The organism is Halegenticoccus soli (assembly GCF_002844195.1).
Lineage (GTDB): Archaea > Halobacteriota > Halobacteria > Halobacteriales > Haloferacaceae > Halegenticoccus > Halegenticoccus soli.
This window is the reverse complement of record NZ_PEND01000003.1, coordinates 242,072-257,295: the sequence shown is the minus strand read 5'-3', so window position 1 is coordinate 257,295 and position 15,224 is coordinate 242,072. Positions and strand designations below refer to the sequence as shown.

10 protein-coding genes and 2 pseudogenes are annotated in these 15,224 nt (G+C 54.5%); 9 read left to right on the top strand and 3 right to left on the bottom strand.

Features of this window, described 5'->3' with window-relative positions:
* The first annotated feature begins 1,490 nt into the window (after positions 1 to 1,490).
* The 4 genes from CNO20_RS22555 (at position 1,491) to CNO20_RS09685 (ending at position 5,905) form a co-directional block, all read left to right on the top strand.
* The gene (locus CNO20_RS22555) at positions 1,491 to 1,814 is read left to right on the top strand and encodes a hypothetical protein (RefSeq protein ID WP_143423176.1); all 324 of its coding nucleotides are present in this window, start codon (positions 1,491 to 1,493) and stop codon (positions 1,812 to 1,814) included.
* Between the two features lie 995 nt (positions 1,815 to 2,809).
* Positions 2,810 to 3,862: an ATP-binding cassette domain-containing protein gene (locus CNO20_RS09695; RefSeq protein ID WP_101295948.1), complete on the top strand. Its 1,053-nt coding sequence runs from the start codon at positions 2,810 to 2,812 to the stop codon at positions 3,860 to 3,862.
* Entirely contained in the window at positions 3,859 to 4,698 is an 840-nt protein-coding gene (locus tag CNO20_RS09690; protein ID WP_101295947.1) for an ABC transporter permease, read from the top strand. Before CNO20_RS09695 ends, CNO20_RS09690 begins: the two co-directional genes overlap by 4 nt.
* Positions 4,699 to 4,795: 97 nt before the next feature.
* Entirely contained in the window at positions 4,796 to 5,905 is a 1,110-nt protein-coding gene (locus CNO20_RS09685; RefSeq protein WP_101295946.1) for an enolase-like domain-containing protein, read from the top strand.
* A 53-nt stretch (positions 5,906 to 5,958) separates the two neighbouring features.
* On the opposite strand, the pseudogene CNO20_RS09680 reads toward CNO20_RS09685, so the two are convergent.
* A pseudogene (locus tag CNO20_RS09680) lies at positions 5,959 to 6,153 on the bottom strand (IS1595 family transposase); the annotation flags it as partial.
* 1,503 nt (positions 6,154 to 7,656) lie between these two features.
* Here CNO20_RS09680 and CNO20_RS22960 point away from each other — a divergent pair.
* On the top strand, positions 7,657 to 7,827 hold the full coding sequence (locus tag CNO20_RS22960; RefSeq protein ID WP_158237386.1) for a hypothetical protein: 171 nt from the start codon (positions 7,657 to 7,659) through the stop codon (positions 7,825 to 7,827).
* An 86-nt stretch (positions 7,828 to 7,913) separates the two neighbouring features.
* Here CNO20_RS22960 and CNO20_RS09675 read toward each other — a convergent pair.
* A pseudogene (locus CNO20_RS09675) lies at positions 7,914 to 8,170 on the bottom strand (PadR family transcriptional regulator).
* A 1,054-nt stretch (positions 8,171 to 9,224) separates the two neighbouring features.
* On the opposite strand from CNO20_RS09675, the gene CNO20_RS09670 reads away from it, so the two are divergent.
* From CNO20_RS09670 to CNO20_RS09660, 3 genes are all read left to right on the top strand, one after another.
* Positions 9,225 to 9,989 (top strand): IclR family transcriptional regulator, encoded by a 765-nt coding sequence (locus CNO20_RS09670; RefSeq protein ID WP_101295945.1) that lies wholly within the window; start codon positions 9,225 to 9,227, stop codon positions 9,987 to 9,989.
* A gap of 678 nt (positions 9,990 to 10,667) precedes the next feature.
* Entirely contained in the window at positions 10,668 to 11,819 is a 1,152-nt protein-coding gene (locus CNO20_RS09665) for a thiamine pyrophosphate-dependent dehydrogenase E1 component subunit alpha (RefSeq protein ID WP_101295944.1), read from the top strand.
* A 2-nt stretch (positions 11,820 to 11,821) separates the two neighbouring features.
* On the top strand, positions 11,822 to 12,787 hold the full coding sequence (locus CNO20_RS09660; RefSeq protein ID WP_101295943.1) for an alpha-ketoacid dehydrogenase subunit beta: 966 nt from the start codon (positions 11,822 to 11,824) through the stop codon (positions 12,785 to 12,787).
* Positions 12,788 to 12,898: 111 nt separating this feature from the next.
* Here CNO20_RS09660 and CNO20_RS09655 read toward each other — a convergent pair whose 3' ends face one another.
* Positions 12,899 to 14,362 (bottom strand): YjiH family protein, encoded by a 1,464-nt coding sequence (locus tag CNO20_RS09655; RefSeq protein ID WP_101295942.1) that lies wholly within the window; start codon positions 14,360 to 14,362, stop codon positions 12,899 to 12,901.
* A gap of 209 nt (positions 14,363 to 14,571) precedes the next feature.
* On the opposite strand from CNO20_RS09655, the gene CNO20_RS09650 reads away from it, so the two are divergent.
* A complete protein-coding gene (locus CNO20_RS09650; protein ID WP_143423203.1) occupies positions 14,572 to 15,012 on the top strand; it encodes a gamma carbonic anhydrase family protein in 441 nt (146 codons plus the stop codon).
* Positions 15,013 to 15,224 lie beyond the last annotated feature (212 nt).

The following is a 15,224-nucleotide window of genomic DNA, read 5'->3' as shown; positions in this document are numbered from 1 at the left end:
TGTCTTTAAAGAGCTACAACGCCGCAACAAACAGTTGCCGATTCGTTCCACCATGCACCGCTCCGCCGAAATCATGTTACAAACGCTCACCTCCATAAGGAAGCACTACTCTGAACAATACCAAAAGGTGAACCCTAAATGAGCGCACCTTCGGTTTCCTCTCATCCCATCAGTACCACCTCAGTCTCAATGATTACACCAATGGTCCTGTAGCACCGTTCGACTCTACTTCGACATCTTATCTAGCCAGTTGAGAACAGCCGAATTGCCATAGTTTATCCAATAATCAATGTTTAAGGAGAGATAGTTCGATTGAGAGTTGGCCAGAATTTATTCGAGATCTGTGACGAGTTATTGACGATTTAGTCGGTCATTCCGCGTATTCCCGACGATCTCGAAAGAACGCGAGTTGCGAGGAGAAACTTATTTGTTTATTCTACTCTACCGTGTACTAGATGCCCAATATACTGTGTTTTCCCTGCTCAAACGGATAATTTTCGGAGTTCTCTTCCTAAGCAGGAATATTCAAAAATTCCTATGCAATATAGGCGAAATAAATCCTGCATAGATAATTAGATAAAGAGGGGGTATAGAGAAGTGCAGAACGCCTACAGGTTCGGGGTAGAGTTCATTCGGCGGTAACGATCGATCACCGTCAGTTTAGGCCACGTAATAGCTGATATCGGCGACCAGCCGAGTGATTTCCGCCATTCACCCCAGATTTAAACAGTGACATTAGCTGATTGTCTACTCTATCAACAAATATATCGTGAGGGACTCAGTCGATACCTGATACGTCGCTTTCGTTCAACTCAACTCGCGATCCATCGACGGTGCCGCGCCTGTCGCTCACGACGAGCCCAACGCCTAGTACACGCCGGCCGTCTGAGCGCAGTACGAAGACCACTCCAGCATCGTCGCCAGAAGCGAGACGGACGCCGGAATCCACACCCAGCCGCCGACTCCGTGATAGCAGCCGTCGCCAATGCCTGGTGAGTCGAATCCATCCTCAAGCCGACACTCGGCAGATCACTTCCGACAGCTGTCTTCCAGCACGAACTGATCCTTCCACTGGTAACGATCCCGTATGCGAACGAAGACGAAAACAACCATTCACCCGATGAGAACCTCGCGCTCAATTGCTTCCATACTAGTATTTGGACAACGACATGACTGCTCGCAGAGTTTGCCGACGCCGAACGAGAGTCAGCGGTCTTCTCAGTGAACAGTGGTCGAGAAATAGCCCATCGAATGAATCTTCGAGGCCCACGAGTCGCTGTCTTCGCGCTACTGCCAGTAGTGGCGATCGTCGATTCATTCGATGGGCTATTTCTCGATACATCGCTCCTGTGAACACGGCTGACTAACCTTAGGACAAGACACGAGGAGTCACCCACAACACCTGAGTGGGGATGAACAACTGTCCCTTTCCCCACTCCCAAACCACCAAGCAGAGCCTCGGTTATGACCGCAGGACGCTAGTTCCCTGTATGGCCACTGGGCGGTATCCACGAGTCGAGGTGACCGCAGACCCCTCACCACGTACCGCGCCGTTTCGATTCACAGTCGAGAAGCTCACAGACTGTTCGCCGCAGACGCCCGCGCAGATCAAAATCTCCTGCGAGTACCGCGCATCGACAGCGCAATCGATTGGATCCGGCGAGGACGATGTCGAGATCGTCAAGCGGCGTGGAACACGGCGCGTCGTTTTCTCATCTCGGCTCGTCGAACGGCTCCGTCAGCTCGGTGCACAGTCGGAGACGGCGGGGACGAACGAGGGAGCAAATCGCGGCGTTGTGATCGGGAGCACGTAGGAGGGACATGATAGATACCACGGCGAGAGCCTCCCCATCTCTCGGGAATGCCACATCCGGCCTCAGTTTGCCTGTCCGAGAGTGGCGACACCGGAGGAACCTCCCGTGAGTACAGAGTAGTAGGAGAGAGCAACAGAATGCGGGTGATACTGGCGACTTTCCGATCACACGCTATGATGAGCGAGAAAATCGGGGGATCACCTGTTCTCCGTTGGTGTCTCTACTTGCGGAGTGAGTGGCCGAGAAGAATCCCAAGAGGAGGCGTATTCTGAACGAAAGGGCGCCTGACGGTGGAATACGTCAAATCCAGGCGGATGAATGGGCCCCGATAAACTGCTGGAGCGTGGTGGCCTGTCAGAGCCATCCGAGCAGCTTGAGCGCGGGTAGAACCGAAACAACAAGGCCGGCGGCCTGCTCGGTTAATTCTCACTAGACCTGGCTGCTCTTCGTTGACCTGGATCTGGAGGTAATGTTTTACCTCAATCTCATCGTTACTTCCCACGTTTCCTTATGTTCCAAGTTCGGTGACTTTTTGCTGATTGAGGTTGGAGGTATGCTTGGCCTGGGTTTGGAAGTAAACGCCAAAACCCCGCGGGGGTTTCTCACCCTCGCTTTTCATGAGACGACAACTATCGAGCACACTGTTTTGTTCGCCGACAAAGTGAATTCCGGATAGGGTAGGGTGGAACAAAGTTTCGGAAGAAGCGTGGGAGTGTGAGAGTAGACTGAACCAGACCGTCGTTGAGCAGAGTTCAATCTCTGAATCGACAGGTAGTCCCAGAGAGGCGAGAAACGGCGTTGAGAGACTACAGCGGATCACTTTCACTCCGCATATGGCTCGAGTTTATGCCCTGATGAGGCGTCAGAGTAGTGAGGAGATGTAGAGCTATGAACAACCGTACTCACAGAGAAGAGTCAATGGAAGTGAACGCATGAGTGAGCGCCACTCACCACGAGATGCAGTCCATTCTTCGAAGCCATCGAATCCGGCGAAAATGACTTCAATCGAGGCGGATGGAGATTCTCAGTCCTCATCGATACTTTCTGCCGAAGAGGACCGAACCCTCCAGAAGTCTCCAACTGAACTTGATCTCGCAATTGAAACCAACGGCCTAAAGAAAGCATTCGGCGACACGCAGGCCGTAGACGGCGTCAACCTTCGGATCCCCCGGGGCACCGTGTACGGACTGTTAGGCCCTAACGGCGCCGGAAAAACCACGACGATCCGGATGCTCGCAACGTTGCTCCGCCCGGACGCCGGGATCGCAACCGTCCTCGGACACGATATCGTCCAGGACGCAGCCGAAGTTCGCGCAACGGTGAGTCTCACGGGCCAGTATGCCTCTGTCGACGAGGATCTTACTGGACGTGAGAACCTCGTCCTCGTGGGGCGCCTGCTCGGATTCTCTTGGCGCGACGCAAAGACACGCGCCGACGAACTCCTTACAGCCTTTGGCCTCGACGACGCTGCCACACGCCAGGTACGGACGTACTCCGGTGGTATGCGACGCCGACTTGATATCGCCGCGAGCCTCGTCGTTACGCCGGAAGTACTGTTTCTTGACGAGCCGACAACGGGCCTCGATCCGCGCAGCCGAAATCAGGTTTGGGCCATCATCCGTACCATCGCCGCGGAGGGAACCACTGTTCTCCTTACTACGCAGTACCTTGACGAGGCAGACCGCCTCGCCGACCGCCTCGCCGTGATCGACAACGGTCACGTCATCGCCGAGGGCACGAGCCGTGAATTGAAGGCCGCCGTGGGCGCCAGCACCCTCCACATCCGCCTCCGGGATCCAGAACGCCGAGAGGAGGCCGGAGCCATCCTGCGAGACGTCCTCGGCGTGGTCGTCCATAACGGAACCGATCGAGATGCCCTCTCCGCGAGCGTTCCGCACGATCAGGAGGCAGCAGCGGTACTAACGGCGCTCGCGGATGTCGGTATCCGCGTTGCCGAGTTCTCGCTCGGCCAAGCGAGCCTCGACGAAGTCTTCCTTGCACTCACAGGTCGGCCCGCTGAGGACACGACGGAGGAGATGAGCGCATGAGCAGCGAGACCACTCGGCCACCCACCGTCGTAGAGGAGGAACTCGGTGGAGTCCTCTCACGGATCGAGCGGCCGCCCCGCCCCGGACCCGTCTCTGCGTCGATTACTCTCGGGTGGCGGGCGCTTTTAAAAATCAAGCACGTGCCCTTCCAACTCTTCGACGTCACGGCGTTCCCGCTCATGACCACGGTGCTGTTCACCTTCCTGTTCGGCGGCGCCCTCGCGGGGTCCCCGCGCGAGTACATCCAGTTCCTGCTGCCGGGCATCCTCGTGCAGGCCATCGTCTTCATCACCGTCTACACGGGCGTCGGCCTCAACACGGATATCGACAAGGGCCTGTTCGATCGCTTCCAGTCGCTGCCGATCTGGCAGCCTGCACCGCTGGTCGGAGCGCTCCTCGGCGACGTATTGCGCTACTCGATGGCGGCGGTCATGGTCGTCGGACTCGGCGTTGTCCTCGGCTTCCGTCCCGAGGCCGGACTCGTGGGAGTACTTTTCGCACTTGCGCTCGTGCTCGTCTTCGCGTTCAGTCTCTCTTGGATCTGGATCGTCGTCGGACTCCTCGTCGATACACCCGAATCCGTTATGACGTCGAGCTTCCTCCTGCTCTTTCCGCTCACGTTCGTGAGTAATATCTTCGTCGATCCAGCAACCATGCCGACGTGGCTCCAGACCGTGGTCAGGGTGAATCCAGTCACGCATCTCGTCGACGCCTCGCGCGGCCTCATGCACGGTGGCGTCGCCTTGGCAGATGTAATGTGGGTGCTCGTCGCCTCCGCGGTGCTCGTTGCCGTGTTCGCGCCGTTATCACTCTACATGTACCACAAAGAGCGGTAACTAGAGGGGAGAATTAGCGAAGAGAGCGCTTCGAGCAATTCAGTCTCATAGCAATTATGACCAAGCATATATTCCGGAATCGGGAGAGAACTAACGTATGACATCATACGACCGTATAAAGGACTTGCCGCTCACTATCGATAGCTATGATCTTAGCTACCGCGAGCAGAACTGTACGGGGGATTTTGCACGTGCGAGCGTTGTGTTGTCAGTACAGGACGATATTCCAGGTACTCCTGAATTCAGGCGACCGTGTACTGAGATAACACTCCACGGAAAGGAAAGTACCGGCTACGGCGAAGACGTTACTTACGACGACGTGGACCATCATGCACTCATCGAATCCTCAACCGAACTCCCGCTTTCCGGTAAGTATACGATAGCGACATTTTCGGCGGCGCTCGACGGAATGGATCTTTTCCTGAATCGCGAACCAGAACGTAAAGCGTCTCGACACTATCGCCGGTGGGCAATCGAAAGTGCGGCCCTTGACCTCGCGCTCAAGCAGGCCAAAACGGATTTGGCTACAGTCTTAGACCGTGAGTACCATCCCGTTCGTTTCGTCGTCAGCAACCGATTGGGTGATCCACCAACGTTTGACCGGGTGGCTACCTGGCTCGGTTTGAATTCCAATTTAGAGTTCAAACTCGACATCACCCCCGGGTGGACGGACAAACTGATCAGGCAACTTGTGGATACCAATGCCGTCCGGATTCTAGACTTCAAAGGCCAATATAAAGGGACGGTGGTCGACCAGCCCTCGGATCCAGCCCTTTACCGACGTCTTATCGAGAACTTTCCGGATGTGCTCATCGAGGATCCAGTTCTCACCGACGAGACGCGGGCGCTCTTCGAAGGCATCGAACATCGAATCACGTGGGATGCGCCGATTACGAGTATGGAGAGTGTCAAGCAACTTCCGTTTGAGCCCGACTGGCTCAACATTAAGCCCTCGCGATTTGGCACACTTGAGAGCCTCTTCGATACCATCGACTATTGTGTGGAACACGACATTCGAATGTACGGCGGCGGCCAGACCGAGTTAGGCGTTGGGCGTCAGCACATCCATGCCCTCGCGTCGTTGTTCTATCCGTCGTCGCCGAACGATATTGCTCCACGAGAGTATAATCACCCGGAACCGACTCCTGGCCTTCCCACTAGCCCCCTTTCACCTCCATCAGATCCTCGCGGTCTCGAATGGTACTGACGCTCGAAGGCGATGACAAAGGACAGATGCTCATATGTGACAAATTGTTGATCTCAGAGGGCGGCTCGAATAGTGCGTTTGAGTGCTTCTTGACCTGGTTTATCGAATAACTCCCTTCGAATTTGAATCGCCCGAAGATACTGCGTGAGTTTGTCTTTTGAAACGCCTCGATGGGGTGAGAGTCACGGTCGCAACAGAGACCTGTGGCTCTCACAAATGTTGACGTGAACGTCTTCGTCAATCGGTTCGGTGAGGACGATGTCGAGATCGTCAAGCGGCGTGGAACGCGACGCGTCGTTTTCTCGCCTCGGCTCGTCGAACGGCTCCGTCGCCTCGGTGCCACAGTCGGAGACAGCGGAGACGGACACCGCGAGAGCAAATCACGGCGTTGTGATCGGAAGCACGTAGGAGAGGCATGATAGACGCCACGGTGAGAGCCGTCTCGTCTCTCGGACCTCCCACGACCGGCCTCTGCTTGCCTGTCTGAGAGTGGCGACACTGGAGGAACCTCCCGTGATTACAGAGTAGTAGGAAAGAAAGAAACGAAATGCAGGCGAAGCAGTCGATTTCTCCGATCACACACAGTGTGATGAGCGAGAGAGTCGTGGATTCTCTGCTCTGCCGTTGGCGTCTTTACGCGCAGAGGGAGTGACGAGAATGGCGGGCAGCGTGACGTCCTCGCCCGCCGTGAACGGCGGGGTTTCCCTTCCACAGCGGGGAACCCAGTCGGTCCGGTTCGATTTCGGGGCCCCCTCTCCCAGCGTCGGCGGGGCGGGTTGCACCCCTCGACCGGGAGCGTCCTGTGGCACCGCCACGTGTGCTTCCATCCGCGTGCGAGTCATCGTCGCGCGGTTTCTCAACGCGGCTCTCTCCCGAGCGGTCGATCTTCGCAGGTCCTTGTTGCCGGCCCCGGTCACACCTTTTGACTGGGCTTGCAGGGCACCGCAAACATGGGTGGAGTGCGGCCCGTCTCCTCCGGTGGCCAATCTGAGAGGAGACAGCGGACCCCGTGATACCACGTTTGTCACGGCGTCTCGTAAGCGTTTGAGTGCCGTGCTGGCACTCAACGGCGGTTGCATCGCTGTGGGCGGATTTCCGCCCCCCTTAACGGCGGGATTCTCTCCGAGAGGAAGATAATGATCTCTCCCCGGGTGTTTATCTTAAATGCAGAGGCTGGGAATAGATTTCCTTCTTCGAGGAGGTACACCTCAAAAATGAGAGACTCTACTACCAGGGACCTCACGTGCCCACGGCGACGAGAGGCACCATACCCTTCACAACGGGAGTTTCCCGCCTATGGTGCCTCCCACTAATAAAATACGCAGTAAGGTACCATACCACTAGCGGATTAGTAACCGAGCGAGAGTGCAATCAAAAGGGGGGATGGTGGTGTGTCAACCCGCTGAACGTCCTCGTGGTGCCTCTGAGCACGTTCATCCTCACGATATCGCTCACTCTATTAAACTCTCTCGAAATCTTACTTTCTCCTTTTTATGAGGGAATAATATGTGTGGTGGAACGATTCCCACACGGGGTTCGACCCCAGAGGAGTTTGGTGTGTCAGCGTGTGCCGGGGGATCGGGGAAACTATCTCCCGCACCATTTCGAAGCGAGTCTACTCCTGTGAGTCGTCGGGCCTTCTGAAGAGGCGATCAAACCGCTTCCGAGCGGCTTGCTCACACTGAGTGGTCGTTTCCGGGCCAGACTCCTGATTAACTACCTTTCCGTCCGCAATAACCACTTCAAGGACATTGCTTTCCCCCAGCGTCCGCCGGAAGCTGCTCTTCGTCAAGCCGAATTTCGTTGGCGATCTCGTCGTCCACTTCGACGAGCACGACAGCGTCCCCCTCTTCGAGACGATCGACCGTCACAGTGAACACTCCATCGTCAACTCCGCATTACGGAGGCTCGCTGTCTCGTGAGGCCCCACTCTTCACTCTGACAGAGGGGTTCTCTGGTATGACGTTCGAGGTTAGGCGAGTGCAGTCTCTCGAAGGTACTGGTCTTCCTACTCACGACGCTCTCTGAGGGCATCTCGTCCCTCATCGGAGATCGCATAGAAGTTGGTGCGGCGGTCGATCTGCCCCTTCTCGACGTAGCCCTCGGTGACGAGGACGTCGAGATTGGGGTACAATCGTCCGTGGTTGATCTCTTCGGTGTGGCGTCTTCGAGGTCTGCTTTGATCTGTTGGCCCGAGGGCTGGTCGTGGCCGGCGATCACGGTCAGGAGGTCGCGCTGGAAGCCGCTGAGGGTAAAAACCGCCATGACATGGAACATCATTTACTAGATGTGTATATACCTGCATTCAGGTTACATCATGGAAATTAGGAAAATTGTCTGGTTCAAGCCCCGACCTACACCTATATAGAAGGAACTATTGACGTTTCTAACGAATAGGAGAATTAGAATAACCAGGTTGAGGAAGTCGATGATCACAGTGAGATAGACGACGAGCCATAGCGATCGCCTACCAGGAGAGGGCAAACTTGTGTTGGGAAACTAGCCTTCGCTCTCCTACTTACGAGCGAGTGTGTCGTATGCGTTACAGTTGTGCTCACGGAGACGCCAGTTCACGTCAGGACTATCTATACGTGCCAGGATCATAGTTGTGAGAGTGTATGAAGGTGAAAAACTCCATGGCTCGCTGTTGTGCACCTTGCTCAGGGCAGCCGTAAGTGGAAGTTCGTTTTCAGCGAGTGCGTCTGCGTACCAGTTTATCACGAACTCATTGTATTCATTGGAGTCGGCAATCGTGAAAGTAGCCATTTCTTCAGAAGGCCACGAACAAGATCATCTCATCGGGATGGTAGTAGAGTAATCGAAGAGATCTGATTGAGTCTTGTCATCCTACCAACGAACAGAAATTATTAAACATTATTTAATTTCCAACTTGAACGAGCGATGCGCGATGGGTAGGTCCAGACGAATCCCAACAAACTACCCTGCCTCGGCAGAAGTTTGGCGGTTTGGCAGAGCTTTCTCGGTTCTTCTACTCAAGAACTGACGCGGTTAGTGTATTCGCAGAAAACACCGAGAAAGCGTACTAATGCGGCGCTATGTGGAGGAAACGCCAAGTAATTCTTCGCGGTGCTTTTCGTCTTGATTGGGAGAATATTCAAAATCCGTGCTCAGACAATTTGTGCAATCAAAATTGTGCCGAACGACCGGAATCTACTTAAATATCTAATCTATGTCATGTTTTCCCCCCAAAGGAGATCTTGGGTACACTCGAATGGTGATGCAGGTATTCCGGGAAAGCACTCGAGATTTGGTTTATGAATCAGTGTATTCAAAGGGGCGTGTGGCGTGTAATTGACGTATGGGAACAAACAACTCACCTCGTCGGGTCAAATCAGACGAGACTCTGTTCGCTATCCTAAAATCGCTAAAGGAATCGAATGGAGCAGGCGTAACGGAACTAGCGAAACAATTGAACCTAGCAAAAAGTTCCATTCATCGGCATTTGAAAACGATGGAAGATCACGGGTTCGTAGTAAATGAGGAGGGGAAGTATAAGATCGGACTTCAATTTCTCAATTACGGGGAGTATGCACGGAACCGATATGAGGTTTATCAAGCCTCGAAGCAGCAAGTGGAGATGTTAGCAGCAGAGACAGGCGAGATGGCCTGGTTAATCGCTCACGAGAACGGAATGGTGATGTACCTCTACGGCGCAGGCGGTGACACGGAGTTGAACGTGGATACGATCGTTGGCACGTGGACATACATGCACTACAATTCAGGTGGGAAAGCGATCCTAGCACATTTACCTCGTCCTAAAGTTGAAGAGATCGTTGCCAATCGCGGTCTCCCCGCAAAGACAGAACAGACAATTACTGATTCTGAGGACCTCTTCGAGGAGTTGGCAGAAGTCCGTGATCGTGGATTTGCATTGAACATGGGCGAGGACCTCGAAGGCATTCGAGCGGTTGGCGTTCCTATCATCTTCGAAGGGAGGGTCCACGGTGCGCTTTCTGTTGCTGGTCCTGCTCACCGATTAACGAAGGAACGTTGTGTCAACGAGATTTCCACTCAACTCCTCGCTGCCGCTGACGATGTCGAATTGAACTTGGCTTATAAATGAACAGATTACAAATCCCACTACGATCCACTACCATTGTTAATGATCAAAAGCGTGTAGATGGCAGATGTTCTTCAACTTTAGTGCCCCCTGCTTTGTGAAAATAGCTAATAGACTATCCATTTCTCCGCGAGTTATTTATCACTTATCGAGAAATAAATGGGCCTCCCAGTCGTTTGGGAAGCGGACTTCACCTGCATCGAAACGTACCTCCCCTTACTCTGACACCTGTTCGCTGACAGCGAACAAATCATGAGGAGCTGAGGTAGGCTGCCTCATAGCACCGTTCGGTATGACAGTAATAGAACTGTAATAAGATAAGGGTTGCGTTCGCTGTCACGCAAAGTAGTGTACTCATCGATAGTTGCAAAGTTTCTCCCCCACTTTATCGGTTATTGAATTCTACATTATCTTCAAGAACAATCCATCGTCATGGACAGATCGGTCGCGATGAGATGATGCGACAACACCCATGCCGAAGCGGCATGCCTCAGTGAATATCTGCGTCGTGAGCCCTCTTTCAACTCCGCCATCTCGGATTTCCTCCTGGAATTTCACGGTACCCCTCAGAGGAGGGTCACACTCTTCAGTCCCGTTTTTGATCGTGGTGATCGATCCTATGGCACGATGGTTTTATATGTCGATCTCCCAATTCTCGGGACAGCAGGTGTTCAATAGCTCATGGACGAGGACGGAATGTATGAAACGTCAATAGGGCCGCAGAGTGGCCGAGTCTCACAGAACGATCTCGATGTCGGGCTCCTCCAAATCGTCGAACCGGATGGTTCATACGCCTCGGAGGAGGTTCCTGCCCTTCATGATGACCAGCTGTGCGATCTCTATCGGTGGATGCTGCTCGAACGCACTTTCGATGAACGGATGGTGAAGCTTCAGCGGCGCGGTGAGCTTGGGACGTTTGGCTCTGGGTACGGACAAGAAGCGAGCATCATCGGTTCGGGATATGCACTCAAGGACGAGGATTGGCTCCTCGGGATGGGACGAGAAGCCGGCGCGATGTTCCTTCAGGGACTGCCGATGCGTGATATGATCCTGTTTTGGCGCGGCATTGAGGACGCCAATCGAGAGATGGCGAAACGTAACCTGATGATTGCCATCTCCATCGGTTCACACCTTCCGTTGGTGACCGGTGCGGCGTGGGGGATGCAACTTGACGGTGCCGACTCGGTCGTCGCAGCTTACTTCGGCGATGGTGCGAGTAGTACTGGCGCCGTCCACGAAGGAATGAATTTTGCAGGGGTCCTCGGTGCGCCTGCAGTATTCTTTTGTCAGAACAATCAGTACGCCATCTCGACGCCGTTTGAGAAGCAGACGCAAGCACGTTCCCTGGCACAGCGGGCTGTTGGGTATGGAATAGACGGAATTCGGGTCGACGGGAACGACGTGCTTGCCGTCTACAAGGCTATGGCAGAGGCCCGTGAGGCGGCCCAGGCTGGCAGCCCGATGTTGGTCGAATCTCTGACGTACCGACTAGGAGCGCACACGACAAGCGATGATCCGACACGGTATCGGGACCGTACAGAAGAAGCACAGTGGAAAAGACGTGATCCGTTAGACCGGTATGAATCGTTCCTCCGGTCTGAGGGACTCTGGAGCGAAATCAATCACGAGGCCATTCTTGAAGACGTCAACAACGAGTTCGATGCTGCCTTGCAAGCAGCAGATGAGTACGAACCGCGGCATGTCGATGAGATGTTTGACTACCTCTATGCTGAATTGCCACCATCTCTGCAGCAACAACTCGTGGAGTTCAAGGCGTTTCTCGAGGACCGCCCGGATGCGTACGACTACATCGACCAGCGAGCGAAAGGGTGACCATGCAGGAAACAATCGTCGGTGCGATTAACGATGCACTGCACTCGGAGATGGACGCGGACGAGCGGGTGCTCATCTTCGGTGAGGATATTGCAGAGAGCGGTGGTGTCTTCCGAGCGACTGATGGGTTGAAAGAGCGCTTCGGTGATGATCGCGTTCTTGATACACCCTTATCGGAGATCGCTATTGTTGGCGGTGCTGCTGGCCTTGCGATGTATGGGTACCGTCCAGTGGCTGAAATTCAATTTTCAGGCTTTCTTCCCCCGGCATTCGACCAACTGGTCACGCACGCCAGCCGAATCCGTTGGCGGACGCGTGGTGAGTGGAGCGCACCGCTGGTCATTCGAACGCCCTATGGCGCAGGCGTCAAGGCACTTGAACACCACTCGGAGAGCTTAGAGGGCGTCTATGGACACCTGCCAGGGCTGAAGGTCGTTGTTCCGAGTACGCCACGGGATGCAAAAGGGCTTCTGACAGCCGCCATCCGCGATCCTGATCCAGTGCTGGTCATGGAGCCGAAGCAAATCTATCGGTCGTTTCGAGATGAAGTGCCCGAGGAGTCGTACGAAGAGCCCATTGGCGAAGCTGCCATCCGACGGGAGGGATCCGAACTGAGCGTTATCTCGTGGGGGGCAATGATGTATCCTACGCTGCAGGCTGTTGAGAACCTTGGCGTGGATGCAGAGGTAATTGACCTCCGGACAATCTCGCCACTCGATGATGAAACGGTCGTAGAGTCGGTTAAGAAGACCGGGCGAGCACTGATCGTCCATGAGGCGGCCCGGACTGGCGGATTCGGCTCGGAGCTGATCGCTTGCATCAACGATCGAGCACTGATGTACCTCAAGGCGCCGATCGAACGAATCACCGGGTTCGACGTGCCAGTTCCACTGCTTTCGATGGAGGACTATTACCTGCCGAACCCGCCACGCATCGAGGAAGGAATCAAACGCGTCCTCACCGCCTAACAGGCGCGGTCCGTCACGTCTTTCTTCTCGTCCTGTTTCGGTCGGTAATTGCTCCCTTCGCGTTTGGTTGGGGTGCTGACAAAGCGAGCACTGAGTGCTAAGATCACCCCATCAGAGAAGTCCTAACCAAGCTACCCCGTGAGTAAGTGCTGCGGCGACAGGAATGAGAATGGCCGTTCGAAGACAGAAGACGATGACGAGGTCACGGAATCTAATTGGGATATCGTTGAACATATCTACCATCATCGGGGCAGACGCCGCGAAGAAGATGATCTGCGAAATGGCGATGATTGTGACGAAAAAGCGGGCTGTCGTGCTCGCCTGAGCGACGACTGCGGCCGCTGAAACCTGTTCAACTCCACTAATGAGGATTGCGGACGCGACCAAGTTCGCGTCAGGAATCCCGAAAACAGCGATTAGCGGCGCGAGTGGGGCAGAGATGAGCTGAAAGACGTTGGTCTCGGCGATCAGTAAGAGCGTGACTGTACTGATTGTGACAACCGTACCGAGAATGACGGCGGTGACTTTTAGCCCGTCGATCAAGCCTGTAACGGCCGTCTTAACGATTCGTCCGTTTTGGGCCTCGTCCATGGCTTCGCTGATCGCGAAGCGGAAGTAGTCGGTCAGCGATCCAGTGAAGGGAGTTTCGGGATCTGGCTCAGCGATGTACTCTTCGGGTACGTTACTGAGTGGCGGAATACGGACGAGGATTACGGCGCAGATACCTACTGCGACCAGCCAAGACACAACGATCACTGGAAAGAGATGTAGAAGTCCAACCGTCGAGACGATGACGCCGACGAAGCCGATACTCACCGGTGCGAAGCAAGTTGCTATAACGAAGACATCGCGCTTGTTGTAACCTCCACGGTTGAAGACGTTGTACGTCACGTAATATCCAACGGTGAACGCCCCAATCCAGGATGCGACCGAGTCGAGTGCTGCTCTCCCTGGTAGGCGAAATAACGGTCGCATGAACGGTCGCGTGAGAGTGCCGACAAATTCCAATCCGCCGAGTTCGACGAGCAGATTCACAAAGGCCGCTCCGAGCGGGATGATGACGACGACGCTCAGAACAATAATGCTCCACACCAACCCACCAACAGTTTTCGTGTGAAGCACGCTTGGGCCGAGTTTAAAGAATAGCAACGCCCCCACACCGATGCCGAGAATTCGAAGCATCCAGAAAAGCGGGGTAGTTTCCCAATAGGAGAGGTCAAGTCGTTCTTCCATATCGTCAGAGAGTGAAATAACGCCATTCTGATGCAATTGAGCCACGGTCGTCATGACACCACCTAGTGTGAGTACCGCAAGGCCAACTATGCCAACAATCACGGGGAACCGTGTGGTAATCGCGCTGGCAGCGACATCGAATGGAACGGTCAATTGTCCGTTCCAAGAAATGGGCACGAGAAAGAAGAACACGCCGAGCCCGAATGCAAACAGGAATCGAAGTCCGGGAGTAGGCTCGATATTCGTCACATCAATATCATGAATAGTCGCTTTTTTACTGGTCTCATCGCTAGGTTGCCACGTGCGTTGCTCCTCGGACTGCCACGGCCTCGATTTGAACATAACCGTTGATCGGAATCAAGGGTTATAAATGTTATCCGCTCACACTCACCGCGCCATTCATTGGCACAGTTTACTACCGAGTATCCTCGGAGCCATCGGTAGCGATGGAATTAGGGCGAAGCACCACATACAGAGACTGGGACATGTGTCCAAAATACCCATACAACGGCGCCACCCCCACGGTGGCCGACGACGCCTTCATTTCGGAGATGAGTTACCTTGTCGGGGATGTGTCGCTCGGACAGCGGTCTAGCATCTGGCCATTCGTCTGCCTCCGTGGTGACGCAGGGTCTGTCGAAGTTGGCGATGAAACAAACGTGCAAGAGTTCAGCATGATCCACGGAGCTAGGGTGGGTAATGGGGTAACCGTGGGCCATAGTTCAGTCCTTGACTATGCGACCGTCAAGGACAACTCGCTGATTGGGATGCAGAGCGCCGTTCTGCGTGGCGCGACAGTGGAATCACACGCTATCGTCGCGGCAAACGCCGTGGTGCTGCAGGACCAGACGATTCCCTCAGGGTATCTAGCGTATGGAACTCCGGCAGAAACCCGACCGCTCACAGAAGATCAACGAGATCAGATTGCGCGTACCCGTGACCATTATGTTACGCTCGGTCAGCAGTTCCGAGAGATCGAATCGGTCGACTAGTTGTGACGCTGCTAGGAGACCGGTCAAGGAAGCCACACAGAGCAGAACTCCCATATGGGGGGTTCCTGCGCACATTCAGTCCTGACGCGTCTCCCAACACCGAGTAAGGTACCGAGTGGACCGCGTGCATCTCGGATTGAGCCGCGCCGAAGGAGATAAACATAAAAACGACTCGGAGCGGAGACGTCGGCATCGTCTCTTTCCGGAGATGA

Bases quoted from the DNA above. Each gene is read 5' to 3' on its own strand.
- CNO20_RS22555 (WP_143423176.1), top strand. From the start codon at position 1,491: ATGGCCACTGGGCGGTATCCACGAGTCGAGGTGACCGCAGACCCCTCA.
- CNO20_RS09695 (WP_101295948.1), top strand. From the start codon at position 2,810: ATGACTTCAATCGAGGCGGATGGAGATTCTCAGTCCTCATCGATACTT.
- CNO20_RS09690 (WP_101295947.1), top strand. From the start codon at position 3,859: ATGAGCAGCGAGACCACTCGGCCACCCACCGTCGTAGAGGAGGAACTC.
- CNO20_RS09685 (WP_101295946.1), top strand. From the start codon at position 4,796: ATGACATCATACGACCGTATAAAGGACTTGCCGCTCACTATCGATAGC.
- CNO20_RS09670 (WP_101295945.1), top strand. From the start codon at position 9,225: ATGGGAACAAACAACTCACCTCGTCGGGTCAAATCAGACGAGACTCTG.
- CNO20_RS09665 (WP_101295944.1), top strand. From the start codon at position 10,668: ATGGACGAGGACGGAATGTATGAAACGTCAATAGGGCCGCAGAGTGGC.
- CNO20_RS09660 (WP_101295943.1), top strand. From the start codon at position 11,822: ATGCAGGAAACAATCGTCGGTGCGATTAACGATGCACTGCACTCGGAG.
- CNO20_RS09655 (WP_101295942.1), bottom strand. From the start codon at position 14,362: ATGTTCAAATCGAGGCCGTGGCAGTCCGAGGAGCAACGCACGTGGCAA.
- CNO20_RS09650 (WP_143423203.1), top strand. From the start codon at position 14,572: ATGAGTTACCTTGTCGGGGATGTGTCGCTCGGACAGCGGTCTAGCATC.